The organism is Bradyrhizobium sp. USDA 4504, assembly GCF_054063995.1.
The window spans coordinates 8207188-8220721 of sequence record NZ_JBSSGV010000001.1 but is presented as its reverse complement, the minus strand read 5'-3'; the positions used below and the strand labels follow the sequence as shown (position 1 = coordinate 8220721).

The window sequence follows — 13534 nt, the reverse complement described above, 5'->3', positions numbered from 1 at the left end:
GGACGTACCGGCCATATTTTGGCCATAGCCCGTTTCTTAAACGCCTGCGCGGGCCATGCCCCGCCTTCGTTATGCGTCGCCTGACCGATGCGGTCGCTTCGCAAGCCAATCGCAGATCATCGCTGCGCTTCCCCCCACAACATGGATGGTCTGCCAACAGCAAGAAGGACTTTGTAATGCGTAAACTTCTCGCCGCTGTGGCGGTTCTTTTGGCGTTCGCTTCAACTGCCGAAGCCCGCGGCCGTCACCATCACCATCGGCACTCTGCACATTCCGGTCGCCCAGCTGCGTGGTGCGGCTGGTTCATGCGCACCCAGGTCGGCAGCGATCCCGGTCCGCAATTCAATCTGGCCCGATCCTGGGCAAGCTACGGCACCAATGCCGGCGGCCCCTCGGTCGGCACCATCGTGGTTTGGCGTCACCACGTCGGCAAGATCGTGGGTCAGGAGAACGGCCAGTGGATCGTGCAGAGCGGCAACGACGGGCATGCCGTGCGCACGCGGCCGCGCTCGCTGGCTGGCGCCATCGCATTTCGAAATGCCTACGCTTCGTTCTAAAGCGCGATGAGATTGGGTCGAATCGTCATCGCGCTTTGGCCTCTTGTTTGAGCATGATCTTTTTCGGAAGACCGCTGCGCACTTTTCCGGATGATGCTCTAGGGAACCTCGACGCTTCAGCTGACATGCGAGCTTGCGACAGCCGGGCGGTATACGAACCGTTCATGATCGCACCTTACGCTGCAGCAGGGTTTCGCCCTGAAGCCCTCAGACGGGCGCCGTCATCTGTGTTGACCAGATGGCGGCGCCTTTTTCAGGAGCCAATTGGCTTGCCCCAGAAGTCGAAAAAAGTTGCGACGGCCGCTCAGACTGTTTCTTACTGGTCGGCCGCTTACGTCAGTCTCTGCAATGGCGTGACGGTTTTCGCTGTGACCGGCGGCGTGCTCGGGTTTCTGCTGGTCGCCAAGCACTATCTGTGAACTTCAGCGCTTTCCGAGACTCCTCAGATCGCGCAGAACATGTCGACCATGGCGTCGGCATAGGTCGCGATCTCGGCGGGCGTTCGCGGGCTCTCGGAAAAATCCTTGCCCACCGTACTTAGCGTCGTCGTGATCAGATCGCCCGCCGTCGCGCACCGCGCCGGACGCTTTCGGCAACGCCTCGCGCATGAACGCTTCGACGATGCGCTCGCCGGATGCCCGCGCCTCGCGCGCCTCGGGGGCATCGCGATAGAGCGGCGCGGCATCGCTCAGCGCGACGCGTACCGCGGCTTCCTCGCATTCGGAGCGGATGAAGGCGTGCACCAGCGAACGCAGCCGATCCAATGGCGGCCAAGTCGGCGATCAACATTTCCGACGATGCGCTGCTGAAGGAGATGTTCAAGGATTGGGGGACGTTTCAGATCCGGCTGGCGCAAGCCATCGAGAAGAAGTCGCCAAGCGACGTCAGGCAGACGCTCGAGCCCTGGCTGAAGCGCAACAAGGACTTCATGAAACAGCTGCTCGTCGAAACCCAGGGTAAGGTGGAGAAGCTGCGGCCGCTGGAGGCCCGCTAGAGCACAAGGAGCGCAGATCCGCTTCGGCCGGACCCTGCCGCTCAGATCATCGCAGCGACACGTTCGAGGCCAATCAGGCGCGCCAGCGAACGGACCTCGTTCTTCTGATCCTCGCGGAGCTGGAACAGCAGCGGCATCGCCGCCGACTTCAGCTGCTGGACCTCCTCGGAGTCCGGATCGATCGGCATGCTGCCGGATGCGGGATCGCCCTGGCGCTTGGCGTGGATCTTGCGGGCGACGGCGCGCAATGCGGTCTCGACCGCCGGCCAGTAATATTCCTGCGACGACGACAGCTTCAGCCGGTCCTTGATGCCGGCGATCTGGGCGTCGCTCAGCAGCGCGTAGCTCTTCTGCGGCGCCGGCTTGGCCGCAGCCTTGGGCTTCGGCGGCGCCGGGGCGACCGGCGCGGGTTCGGCGATCTTCGGCTGAGCCGCATCGACGGGGTCGGTGATCTTCGGCAGGCCGACATCGGTCGGCTCGACGGAGGCATAGGCCTGGCGCACCGTGTCAGTCGCGCCCGGAATCGCGGCTTGGGCCCGTAACAGGAGCGGAGACGGATTGGCGGGAGGCTCAATCGGCTGGGGCGCCTCAAACGCGGCTGCGGCAAGCGTCGAGACGGCGAGCTTGTCCTGCTTGCTGGCACGATTGGCGACCGGTCCAATGTCGGCCTGCGCCGCCGGCAGGCTGTCACGGCCCAAAATGGCTGTTACCGCGGCGCCTGCGAGGAGGAAGCATGTCAGCGCGGCGAGGGTGATGGCTCTGGTCAAAAACTACTCCATTGCCGGCCGGTGTCACCGCAAACTGCGCGCGAAATGCGGCGGTAGCGTGCCGTGACGGCGCCAAATAGGTGAAATTGTCCCGAAACGGCCGGAAAATCAGGCCGCGACGTCAAGCTCATAGGCTTCCTGGATGTCGGCGACGATCTCATGCGCCGTCCAGAGCGCGCCGGGCTGGACCGTGTGCATGCTGACCGTCCAGTTGGTCCGGCGGGTGCGCGGCGTGCTGACAATGTCGAATTCGACCTGACGGCACAGCGGATGCCGCTGCAGGGCGTAAAACACCCGGGTCCGGAGCTCGTCGAGCGATGCCGGGGTCTTGGAGAGCGCCTCAAAGGCCATGTCGCATTCCCACAAACTGCCGGGCGACCAGCCGTGGCGACCCGTGACGCTATTGTTGGGACTGGCATGGTTAATGTCGCGTTAAGCGGATGGGCGGGATTTGAGTGCTGCTATTTCGCGAACCAGCGCGCTTTCGTGCACCGGTTGGCGCGAAGGGAACGCGTCAAAGCAGCGACTCTAGAGCCGCACCCGCGCGCTCGCCGCCTCATACTCCGCGATCGTCTGCGCCACGAGTTCGTCGACGCCGAGCACCCCGGTCACCCCGGAGGTGGAATGACCGCCGCTCCAGATATCGCGCCAGCGTTTGGGGCGGCTTTCGCGGGCGCCGATGTCGATGTCCTTGCCGATGTCGATCGCGCCGCGTGCCGGCAGGTCGTCGGGATCGAGACCGGCGGCCTCGATCGAGGGCCGCAGCATGTTGGTCTGCAAGCCGGTGAACGCCGTTGTGAGCAGGATGTCGTCGGCGGTGGAAGAGACCAGCATCTGCTTGTACCTGCCGTCCGCCATGCTCTCGCGCGTCGCGATGAACTTGGTGCCCATATAGGCGAGGTCGCAGCCGAGCGCCTCTGCGGCGCGGAGCGCGTGGCCGTCGCTGATGCCGCCGGCAAGCACGATCGGTCCATCGAAGAAGCCGCGCACAGCGCGGACGAACACGAACGGATTGAGCCAGCCGGTCTGGCCGCCTGCACCCGCAGTGAGCAGCACGAGCCCGTCGGCGCCGGCTGCTGCCGCGCGCTCGGCATGGCGGATCGAGGCGACATCGGCGAACACCAGCGCGCCCGCATCGTGCAGAGGGCCAAGCACCGGCGCGGGCGAGCCGACCGAGGTGATCACAAGCTCGGGCTTGTGCCGCAGCAGCACGGCGAGATCCTGGGCCAGCCGCGTATTGGAGCGATGCACGATCAGGTTCGGGCAAATCGGCGCGGCTGCTTCGCCGCTTGCATCGGCATGTGCCTGCAGGCGGCGCGCGATGTCGTCGAGCCAGGCATCGAGCTGTTCCGTCTCACGGCAATTCACCGTCGGAAACGAACCGATCACGCCGGTGCGGCAGGCGGCTACCACCAGCTCGACACCGGAGACCAGGAACATCGGTGCTGCAATCAGCGGCAGCCGGAGGCGATCGCGAAAACGCGCGAGAAGATCGGCGGACAAGTTGTTCCTTCCCATCATCATTGTGTTAGCGTTGCCGCCAACATTGGCACGACAAAAGCCAAAGACAAAGCCGGGAGGGACAACCAGATGAGCAATCCGCTCTATGCATTTCCGGCGGTGTGCGAACAGACCCTGCGGGCGCTGGCGCGCTATCCATCGCGCACCGCCTTCGCATGGCCGGGCGGCTCGCTCACCTATCAGGGCGCGACCGATCTGATCGGACGAATGCAAAGCGTGTTCATGCGGCTCGGCTTTGCGCCCGGCACCCGCGTCGCGCTGCTTACCGCCAACCGCGCCGACAGCTGGTGCGCCGGCGTCGCCGCGCAATTGTCGCGGCTCGCGATTACCTGGCTGCATCCGCTGGGCTCGCTCGACGACCAGCTGTTCCAGATCGAGGATTCCGAAGCGCAGATGCTGATCGTCGACGGCATCACGTTTCGCGATCGCGGCGGCGAGCTCACGGCGAAGGCGCAGGGCCTGAAGACCGTGTTCACGCTCGGCCCGGCGGATTACGGCGCCGACCTGTTGCAGGTGGCCGGGGACGCCGGCAGCGCAAGCGCGAAGAATTTCGCCCGCGCCGACGACATCTCGACCTTGAACTACACCGGCGGCACGACCGGCAAATCCAAGGGCGCGCTGCGCTATCACCGCGAATATGGCGGCTTCGCCGCGGCGATCCTCGCCGATTTCGAGATTCCGGAGACGCCGCGCTACCTCACCGTGGCCCCCATCAGCCATGTCGCGGGCACCAAAGTGCTGCCGACGCTGATGCGCGGCGGCACCGTGCACATGCTGAAAGGGTTCGATCCGGAGGCCGTGTTCACGACCATCGCGCGCGAGAAGATCAACTTCACGCTGTTCGTGCCGACCATGATCTATGTGATGCTGGATCATCCCGCGCTCGACAGGTCCGATCTCTCCTCGCTCGAGCTCCTGCTCTACGGCGCGTCCGCGATGTCGCCGAGCCGGCTGGTCGAGGGTATCGAGCGGATCGGACCGGTGTTCTCCCAGCTTTACGGCCAGACCGAATGCTATCCGGTCTCGGTGCTGCGCAAGGCGGATCATGACCCGAAAACGCCGGACCTGTTCCTGTCCTGCGGCTTCCCGATCGCCGCCTGCCAGGTCAAGATCCTCGATCAGGACGACGAGGAGGTCGCGACCGGCGAGGCCGGCGAGATCTGCGTGCGCGCCACGCATGTGATGGCCGAATACTGGAAACGGCCCGACATCACGGCGGAGACGCTGAAGAGCGGCTGGCTGCACACCGGCGACATCGCGCGCATGGACGAGCGCGGCTACATGTTCATCCTCGACCGCAAGAAGGACATGATCGTCTCCGGCGGCTTCAATATCTTCCCGCGCGAAGTCGAGGATGTCTTGTCGCAACACGCCGACGTCGCGATGGTCGCCGTGGTCGGCGTGCCCGACGACAAATGGGGCGAGGCCGTCACCGCCGTCGTGGTCGCGCGCGAGGGCGCTGTGCCCGACGCCGACGAGCTGATCGGACTGGTGAAGGCGAAGAAGGGCTCGGCGCACGCGCCGAAGCAGATCCAGTTCGTCAAGGAACTGCCGATGACCGGCGTCGGCAAGGTCGACAAGAAGGTGCTGAAGGCACGCTTCTGGACCGGCCGCGACCGCATGGTGGGGTAGGATGCTCGCGCGACGATTGCTGGTCCCGTCATCCTGAGAGGTTGTGACGCTTTTGCTCCGCCGTCATTGCGAGGAGCGAAGCGACGAAGCAATCCATCTATCCGACCTGCCGGGCTATGGATTGCTTCGCTTCGCTCGCAATGACGCGGATGGAGCTGTGCGCACCGTCACCCTGAGGCGCGAGCGGAGCGAGCCTCGAAGGATGCACGGCCCCGATGTTTCAGCTTGCGCTATCTCCGCTTGCGGCAGCAGCCGGGCCGGCGCCCTTCGAGACGCCGCTTCGCGGCTCCTCAGGGTGACGGGGACAGAGTGGAAGGCGTGGCGAGACTGTCGGCGCTGGCGGCAGCAGCTTGCTGACCGGTGCCCTGCCCGAGCAACTGGTCGAGTCGGTCGCGCAGCTGATCCTGGTGGTAGGGCTTGGCCAGCCGCGGCAGGTCGACCTGGGTGCCGTCGGGCAGTTCGGCATAGCCGGTGGCGAGCAGCACCAGAAGCTGCGGCCGCACCTTGCGCGCAACCGCGGCGAGTTCGATGCCGGTCATGCCGGGCATCACGTGATCGGTCATCATCAGGTCGATCTCCTGGTCGCTCCTGAGGATTTCGAGCGCCTGCGGTCCGGAATTGACGCCGATCACGCGGTGACCGAGGTCTTCCAGCATTTCCATGGTGGACATCGCGATCAACGGATCATCGTCAACCAGCAGGATCACCGCCGAGCGCTTGACCGTCTGCGCCGCAGGCGCGGGGCTGTCGACCTCCGGCACCGCCGTTGCGACCGGCAGCACCAGCGCAGCCGTGGTGCCCTTGCCGACCGCGCTCGACAACTCCAGCTCGCCGCCGAGCTGCACGGCGAGTCCATGCACCATCGACAGGCCGAGCCCGGTGCCCTTGCCCACCGGCTTCGACGAGAAGAACGGCTCGATCGCGCGCTTCAGCACGTCCGGCGACATGCCGGTGCCGCTGTCGATCACCGAGAGCTTCAAATAGTCGCCAGGCTGCAGCGCCGGATCATTCTTCGCCTGCCAGGTCGCGAGGCGGATCTCGATCACGCCGCCATCCGGCATCGCGTCGCGCGCATTGATCGCAAGGTTGAGGACCGCAAGCTCAAGCTGGTTGCTGTCGACGCAGGCGAGCGGCAGCCCCTCGGGAATGTCGAGCCGCAACATGATGCGCGGTCCGAGCGAGCGCTCGAGCAGATTGCTCATATCGCGCACCAGCGCGCCGAGATCGACCGGCACCGCGCGCAGATCCTGCTGCCGCGCGAATGCCAGCAGCCGCTGCGTCAACGACGCGCCGCGCTCGGCGCCCTGCAATGCGCCGTCGACCAGCCGACGCAGGCGTGGGTCCTCCGGCAAGCGCTTGCGCAGCAGATCGAGATTGCCCATCACCGCCATCAGCAGATTGTTGAAGTCGTGCGCGACGCCGCCGGTGAGCTGGCCGATCGCCTCCATCTTCTGGGCATGGCGGAGCTGTTCCTGCGCCCGCTCGCGCGCCGCGACCTCCTTCATCAGGTCGGCGGTGCGCTGCTCGACCCGCTGCTCGAGCGTCGCGGTGAGTTCGGCGAGTGCGGTGCGCTCGGCGGCAAGCTGCGCCAGCAATGCCTCGCGCTCGATCTCCGCGGTCTTGCGTGCGCTGATGTCGGAGCAAACGCCGACCAGCGAGCGGATGCCGCCGTCGGGCCGACGCACCGCACGCGCGCGCACGTCAACCCAGTGCTCGGTGCCGTCGGGCCAGATGTTGCGGTATTCGATCTGATAATCCGAGCCGGTGCGCAACGTTTGTTCGACGATCTCGCTCCGGCGCGCGCGGTCGTCGGGATGCACCGCGTCCAGGAGATCCTGATAGGTGAAGGGATCGCCCGGCCTGCGCCCGAAATAGGTCTTGCACGTCGGCGACGCCTCGAGCTCGAAATCCGGCAGATGAAGCTCGAGCGCGCCGAGATGACCGGCATTGAGCGCGGTCTGCAGCAGACCTTCGCTCTCGGTCAGATCCTCGAGGATCTGACGGGTCTGGTATTGGCGGCGGCGGCCGCGCACCGTCGCGGCGACCAGGCTTACCAGCGTGGTCGGATGAAACGGCCGCTCGATGAAGGTGACATTGCCGAGCGCCCGGCCGAGCCGCGCTGCTTCGGGATTGCGCTCGGGTCCCCCCTTCTCGCTGATCAGCACGATAGGAAAGTCCGACCATGACGGCTGCTCGTTCAGCCAGTGCGTCAGGCCGGCGAGATCGGCGGCCCTGATCACCTCGTCGGCAATGATGGCAAGGCCCGCCCCGCTTGCGATCTGGCGTTCGAGCTCGGCGAGATCACCGCAGATGTTGGCGTAATAGCCGGCTTCCTTGATCAGGTGAGCAGTCTTGACGGCGTCCCGCTCGCTCGCGGCGAGGATGACCGCGCGTTCCGAGGACGGACCAGGCTTCATCGCGTCTGTCCCCGCGGCGGCCGGGCGTCGACACCGTCCGGCACATCACACAACCGCCGGACGGCCATGGCCACGATGCCGGCGGCGGGATCAATACGCATCATGGGACCCCCTAACGGGAGCGAAACTCGCACGTGCGCCCAACCGTTCCCGGGAAGCCGAGTTATTTTTGCCGCAGGGGCAGCCGGTTGGCGCGGCTCCCGCACCGCGAATCGGTGAAACAACCCCATGCACAGTACGTGATCGGTCTTCGCCAGCCCCTGAAACGGGGGAAGGTCGGGATTGGGGTCAGCTGATCCCCACCCGCTTTGCTCTGGCGAGCAAAGCCACCTCCCCTTTTTCGAGGGGAGATGGAAGAAGCGCAGCGCGTCCTAGCGCCGCTCGATGACCAGGCTCTGGACCGCCTGGCCGAAATAGCCGCGCTGATCGGCGAGCCGCGACATTGCAAGCCCGGCGCCGTCGGGCCCGATCCAGGACTGGCCGTCGAGCAGGATCCAGTCGCCGACCGGCTCGCGCGCCAGGCTCACCGAGAGATCAGCGTTGATGAAGGTCCATTGGCTGAAATCGAGCGCCGGCGAGGTGCCGTTGGAGAAGTCCGAGGCAACCACTGCCCGCATCGCCTGCGAGACGGCGGCGCCCGCAATCAGCGGGCGGTCGACGCGGAACCATATCGCGCCAGGTCCCGTCACGCCGAAGCGGCCGCGCGCGGCCCGCATCGAGATGCATTTCACGAACGGACTGTTCGCAAGATTGCCCGGCTCGATCATACTTTCGTCGGGGCCCGGCAGATCGACGGCAAGCGCTGTGATGTCAGGCGGCAATTCGGCCGTCTGTTGCTTGATCTTGAGCACGGTGGCCGAAACCACGAGAACGCCGTCGGCAAGCAGCCTGACGCCACAGAGCTGGATCTTGCGGCCGTCGCGCAGGATCTCGCTCGAAACGGTCAGCGGCGCCACCGGCACCGGGCGCATCAGGTCGATGGTGACGCGCGCGATCCGCATCGGCACCGGCGTCGGAAGGGCTTCGGCCGCCCACACCACCAGCGCTGCCGGTGCGGAGCCATGCTGCATCCGCGGATCCCACGGACCCGCGGCGTCGGGACTGGTGACGACGCGGTCGCCGTCGACGCGAAAGATCGGTTCCATCACAGCATGATCCGGAAAAGTGGGACGCAGTTTTCCCCGCGACAAACGCGAAGCGTTTGCGCGTGGATCATGCTGAAATGAAGAGCTGAAGCGCGATGACGATTCATCATGATCTCATCGCGCTTCAGGCAAGCGCCGGATCGACGGCTTCGTCGTACTCCTTCTTGAACCGGCCAATCAGCTCGGCCGCGGGCACCACCTTGGAGATGCTGCCGACGCCCTGGCCGGAGCCCCAGATCTCTTTCCACGCCTTCGGCTTGGCGCGCTCGCCGGATGCATCGGTGCCGAAGCTCATCTTGGAGGGATCGGAGATCGGCAGGTTTTCCGGATCCATGCCGGCCGCGACGATCGACGGCTTCAAATAATTGCCGTGCACGCCGGTGAACAGGTTGGAGTAGACGATGTCCTCGGCGGACGAATTGGTGATCATGTCCTTGTAGCCCTCGACCGCGTTTGCCTCCTTGGTCGCGATGAAGGCGGAGCCGATATAGGCGAAGTCGGCGCCGATGATGCGCGCGGCGCGGATGGCGCGGCCGTTGGAAATGGTGCCCGACAGCGCGATCGGCCCGTCGAACCATTGCCGCGTCTCCGCTACGAACGGGAACGGCGACAGCGTGCCGGCATGACCGCCGGCGCCGGCCGCAACCAGGATCAGGCCGTCGGCGCCCTTCTCGATCGCCTTGTGCGCGAACTTCTGGTTGATCACGTCGTGGAAGACGATGCCGCCCCAGCCGTGGACGGCCTGGTTGAGCTCCTCGCGCGCGCCGAGCGAGGAGATGATCATCGGCACCTTGTGCTTCTCGCAAAGCGCCATGTCGTGATCGAGCCGGTTGTTCGACTTGTGCACGATCTGGTTCACCGCGAACGGCGCCGACGGCCGTTCCGGATGCGCCTTGTCATAGGCGGCGAGCTCTTCCTTGATCCGGTACAGCCATTCGTCGAGCAACTCCGGCGGCCGCGCGTTCAACGCCGGAAACGAGCCGACCACACCGGCCTTGCACTGGGCGATAACGAGGTCGGGCACGGAGATGATGAACAGCGGCGCCCCGATCACGGGAAGAGACAGGCGGCCCTTGAACAGAGCAGGCATGGACATTTGAAGCGGATCCTCAAGCGTTGGTCGTTGGTTGATCTCGAATGCTGACCGTCCTACCAACAAGGCAATCTTTCCAGTGTCAAGTATTGCGTTTTGGCGCTGCAAAAAAGATGACAAATCCTCATCCTGAAACCGTGTTTTCGCGGGCGCCTGGCATCCCAGACGCAAAGCCTGCCGCCGCTATTGGCAGACGGCCCGTGTCACGAAATTTTCCGTCCTGCAGTCGTTCGGGCCGCGCTCAGCACAATGCGTGCCTTTGCGCGCGTAAGCCTGACGAGCGTGAGCCCGGCAGGATCGAGCAGGTCCGCGATTCCATCAGCCATCGTGCTGAGCGTAACCCGAAGCCACGCGCAGGCAAAGCCGCAAGCGGTCGGTCGCTAGATCAGCTTGAATGCGACAACAAAGCCCAGCACCAGCACGATGGCGCCGATCGCGACCCACAGGCCGAGCCGCTTCTCGAGCTCGGCGCGGATGAAATCGCCATAGCGGTTGAGCAGCACCGCGACGAAGAAGAAGCGGCCGCCGCGGGCGACGATCGAGCACAGGACGAACAGCCAGATGTTGTAGCCGGCAAAACCCGAGGTGATCGTCACGAGCTTGTAGGGGATCGGCGTCAGTCCCTTCAGCAGGATGATCACGGCCCCCCATTCGGCGTAGGAGGCGCGGAACGCGTCGACCTTGTCGGAGAGGCCGTAGAGATGGATCAGCCACTGCCCGAGCGAGTCGTAGAGCAGTGCGCCGATCGCATAACCGAGCACGCCGCCGGCAACCGACGCCACCGTGCAGACCGCGGCGAACCACCACGCCCGCTTCGGCCGCGCCAGCGACATCGGCAGCAGCATGATGTCGGGAGGGATTGGGAAGAAGGAGCTCTCGGCGAAGGCGACGGCCGCGAGAATCCACAGCGCATAGGGCTTGTCGGCCGCGTCGACGCACCAGTCGTAAATCCGTTTCAACATGGGCGCGATGAACCATCATGGAGCGGATTTGTCCATGCCGGGATTGAGCTGAATCTGGTTGATTTACGGCTACCGTTTGCGCAGCCGGTTCTCCAGCGCGACAATTCGGCGCCGAACCACCGGGACCGGCGCGGGTTTGGGCAGCTTGACCGGCGACTTCGGCAGCTTCTCGGCGATCCCGAGCAGCCGTTCACGCCGCTCCATCTCGCGCCAGACATCCTCCGGCTTCACGCCGGCCGACGCCCAGAGAACGGCGAGGTTGTAGAACAGGTCGGCGCTTTCGCGAATGACGGCATCCGACTTGCCGCTGACGGCGTCGATCACCACTTCGATCGCTTCCTCGGCGAGCTTCTTGGCCATCTTGGCCGGGCCGCGCTGGAACAGCCGTGCCGTGCGCGACGTAGCCGGATCAAGATCCTTGGCCGCAATCACCGCCTGGTAAAGCCGCTCGATCGAATCACTCATGCTTCGAGCCTAGTCGAAACGCGTCGCCAGCGTGTTAACGGCGACGACGAAAAAATCCACCGGGCCGCGGCCGGTGGATTGGATGCTTTGTGACAGTTCTGAGAACCGCCGACGGCCGTCAGTACGGCTGATACGGCAGTTGCGACCGCCGCCCGTAATAGCCGCGGTAACCATAGTACGGTCCGCCGCCGTAATAGACCGGGCCGCCACCATAGTAGACGGGACCACCGTAGTAGCCCGGGCCACCATAGTAGCCGTAGGAGTCGTAATAGTCGCGGCGGCTCTGGGCTGCGGCGATCGCGAGGCCCGTGCCGACGATACCGGCGAACGCAGCCGCTGCCGCTGCGCCGCCACCGCCATAGTAGCGGCGGCGGGCACTGATGTCGGTCGCGCCGCTCGTGCCTTGTGACGTCGTCACAGCAGTCGCCGTGCCTGCCGGAGCAGAGCCTGCGAACGCCATCGTCGGCTCGACGGCCGTCAACGCCACCGCGGCAACCGTTGCCAATGTGGCTGCGCGGCCAATGGACGAAAAAACACCTTTTCGCGCAAGCATTGCAGTCATCCTTTGTGGAAGCTGGCCCGACGGGCCTTGGTTAGCTAACCCACTGCCTCCAGATTAGGTTCCCCAAACCGAATGCAAGCTGAACGACCTGAGGTGAAAACATGGCAAGCCGAAGCCTGGCAGTCATCGACCGTTCACCTTGCCTGGGGCAAAATGCCTGCAAATAACGCTTGAAACTGACGCTTGCTCTGGCGCATTCGATGTCATGAAGCAGGCGCGCCGGCGCGGCACTTTGTCTCGCCTCCCGGATGTCATGATGCAGGTAAGTCGGACCACCGTTCTCCGCTGGATACTGGCCGGCATGATCGGCCTCACGGGGGGCGTGTGGCCGGTGTTGACGCCGCTGCGCGCCAGCGATCCGCCGCCGCCGCTCACCATCCAGTTCACGCTCGACCGTCCGCTTGATGCCGCGGCCGCGCCCTTCGTGATGGCGTTATCCGGCGGCCTGTTCAGCGCCGAGGGCCTCAGCGTCGGCACCAACGTCGCGACCAGCTCGGCGGATGCCATCGCGCGCGTCGCCGACGGCTCGAGCGATTTCGCCCTCGTCGACATCAACTCGCTGATCCGCTTTCGCGACGAGCCCGGTGCTGCGCCCGTCAAGGCGGTGTTCGTGCTGTTCAACCAGGCGCCTTATGCGATCATCGCGCGCAAGAGCCGCGGCATCAGGACGCTGACCGACATGCAGGGCAAGAGCCTCGGCGTCGCCGAGGGCGACCTCTCGATCCGGCTATGGCCCGCGGTCGCGAAGCAGAACGGCATCAAGCTGTCGAGCGTGAAGCAGAGCACGATCAGCGCCGCGGTGCGCGAGCCGATGCTCTCCGCCGGCCAGGTCGATGCCGTCACCGGCTTCTCCTATCTCTCGGCGATCAATTTGCGCGATCGCGGCGTGCCCGCCGACGATCTCGCGGTGCTGCGCTTCGCCGACTATGGCTGCGAGGCCTACGGCTTTGCCGTGATCGTCAGCCCGCGCCTTGCCGCCGCGAAGCCGGATGCGGTGAAAGGATTCGTGCGCGCGGCAATCCGCGGCACCAACCTCGCGATCAAGGATCCGGCCCGCGCCGCCGGCGAGGTCGCGAGCCGCATGGATGGCGGCTCGCGCGATCTGGAGCTGGAGCGGCTGAACGCCATCATCCGCGACAACATCCTGACCAGCGAGGTAAAGCGCGACGGCATCGGCGGCATCGAAGCGGAGCGCTTCGAGCGCTCGGTCGACCAGCTCGCGGAGGACTTCAAATTCCAGAAGCGGCCGCACGCCGCCGACATCTTCGACGAGGCTTTCCTGCCGCCGATCGACGGCCGGCTGGTGAATTGACGGCTCCGCTCTGCTCGTCATGCCCGGGCTTGACCCGGGCATCCACGTCTTCGATGACCGCCTGCAAGAAAGGCGTGGATGGCCGGGTCAAGCCCGGCCATGACGGA

14 protein-coding genes and 1 pseudogene are annotated in these 13534 nt (G+C 65.3%); 5 read left to right on the top strand and 10 right to left on the bottom strand.

The genetic code is table 11. The annotated features are described in order from the left end of the window. Window positions 1–305 precede the first annotated feature (305 nt). Together ACVMB1_RS38565 and ACVMB1_RS38560 are read left to right on the top strand one after the other, a co-directional pair. Complete coding sequence (locus tag ACVMB1_RS38565) at window positions 306–557, top strand: C40 family peptidase (protein WP_057016389.1); 252 nt, start codon at window positions 306–308, stop codon at window positions 555–557. A 164-nt stretch (window positions 558–721) separates the two neighbouring features. Then, entirely contained in the window at window positions 722–976 is a 255-nt protein-coding gene (locus tag ACVMB1_RS38560) for a hypothetical protein (protein ID WP_141340215.1), read from the top strand. Between the two features lie 3 nt (window positions 977–979). Here ACVMB1_RS38560 and ACVMB1_RS38555 read toward each other — a convergent pair. Next, window positions 980–1327: pseudogene (locus tag ACVMB1_RS38555) on the bottom strand (TetR/AcrR family transcriptional regulator); the annotation flags it as partial. On the opposite strand from ACVMB1_RS38555, the gene ACVMB1_RS38550 reads away from it, so the two are divergent. After that, complete coding sequence (locus ACVMB1_RS38550) at window positions 1321–1551, top strand: hypothetical protein (protein WP_244558679.1); 231 nt, start codon at window positions 1321–1323, stop codon at window positions 1549–1551. The pseudogene ACVMB1_RS38555 and the gene ACVMB1_RS38550 overlap by 7 nt on opposite strands. 41 nt (window positions 1552–1592) lie before the next feature. Here ACVMB1_RS38550 and ACVMB1_RS38545 read toward each other — a convergent pair whose 3' ends face one another. The 3 genes from ACVMB1_RS38545 to ACVMB1_RS38535 form a co-directional block, all read right to left on the bottom strand. Beyond that, complete coding sequence (locus ACVMB1_RS38545; protein WP_057016392.1) at window positions 1593–2318, bottom strand: hypothetical protein; 726 nt, start codon at window positions 2316–2318, stop codon at window positions 1593–1595. 108 nt (window positions 2319–2426) lie between these two features. Continuing rightward, complete coding sequence (locus ACVMB1_RS38540) at window positions 2427–2669, bottom strand: hypothetical protein (RefSeq protein ID WP_076825188.1); 243 nt, start codon at window positions 2667–2669, stop codon at window positions 2427–2429. Between the two features lie 177 nt (window positions 2670–2846). Then, the gene (locus ACVMB1_RS38535; RefSeq protein ID WP_371852096.1) at window positions 2847–3842 is read right to left on the bottom strand and encodes an NAD(P)H-dependent flavin oxidoreductase; all 996 of its coding nucleotides are present in this window, start codon (window positions 3840–3842) and stop codon (window positions 2847–2849) included. A gap of 66 nt (window positions 3843–3908) precedes the next feature. Here ACVMB1_RS38535 and ACVMB1_RS38530 point away from each other — a divergent pair, with 66 nt between their 5' ends. After that, window positions 3909–5471 (top strand): AMP-binding protein, encoded by a 1563-nt coding sequence (locus tag ACVMB1_RS38530; RefSeq protein ID WP_057016394.1) that lies wholly within the window; start codon window positions 3909–3911, stop codon window positions 5469–5471. Window positions 5472–5761: 290 nt separating this feature from the next. On the opposite strand, the gene ACVMB1_RS38525 is transcribed toward ACVMB1_RS38530, so the two are convergent. The 6 genes from ACVMB1_RS38525 to ACVMB1_RS38500 all read right to left on the bottom strand — a co-directional run bounded on the left by ACVMB1_RS38525 (window position 5762) and on the right by ACVMB1_RS38500 (window position 12106). Next, complete coding sequence (locus ACVMB1_RS38525; RefSeq protein WP_076825192.1) at window positions 5762–7888, bottom strand: ATP-binding protein; 2127 nt, start codon at window positions 7886–7888, stop codon at window positions 5762–5764. 371 nt (window positions 7889–8259) lie between these two features. Beyond that, a complete protein-coding gene (locus tag ACVMB1_RS38520; RefSeq protein ID WP_076825194.1) occupies window positions 8260–9033 on the bottom strand; it encodes a thioesterase family protein in 774 nt (257 codons plus the stop codon). A gap of 124 nt (window positions 9034–9157) precedes the next feature. Next, on the bottom strand, window positions 9158–10129 hold the full coding sequence (locus ACVMB1_RS38515; RefSeq protein ID WP_057016396.1) for an NAD(P)H-dependent flavin oxidoreductase: 972 nt from the start codon (window positions 10127–10129) through the stop codon (window positions 9158–9160). 377 nt (window positions 10130–10506) lie between these two features. Further along, window positions 10507–11088, bottom strand: coding sequence for a YqaA family protein (locus ACVMB1_RS38510; protein ID WP_057016397.1), 582 nt, complete (start codon window positions 11086–11088; stop codon window positions 10507–10509). A gap of 69 nt (window positions 11089–11157) precedes the next feature. Next, window positions 11158–11553 (bottom strand): phosphoribosyl-ATP diphosphatase, encoded by a 396-nt coding sequence (hisE, locus tag ACVMB1_RS38505; protein ID WP_028342591.1) that lies wholly within the window; start codon window positions 11551–11553, stop codon window positions 11158–11160. Window positions 11554–11671: 118 nt separating this feature from the next. Next, on the bottom strand, window positions 11672–12106 hold the full coding sequence (locus ACVMB1_RS38500; protein ID WP_076825196.1) for a hypothetical protein: 435 nt from the start codon (window positions 12104–12106) through the stop codon (window positions 11672–11674). Window positions 12107–12371: 265 nt separating this feature from the next. On the opposite strand from ACVMB1_RS38500, the gene ACVMB1_RS38495 reads away from it, so the two are divergent. Further along, window positions 12372–13427 carry an ABC transporter substrate-binding protein gene (locus tag ACVMB1_RS38495; RefSeq protein WP_076825257.1) on the top strand — a complete coding sequence of 352 codons (1056 nt, stop codon included), beginning with the start codon at window positions 12372–12374 and terminating at the stop codon, window positions 13425–13427. Window positions 13428–13534: the final 107 nt, after the last annotated feature.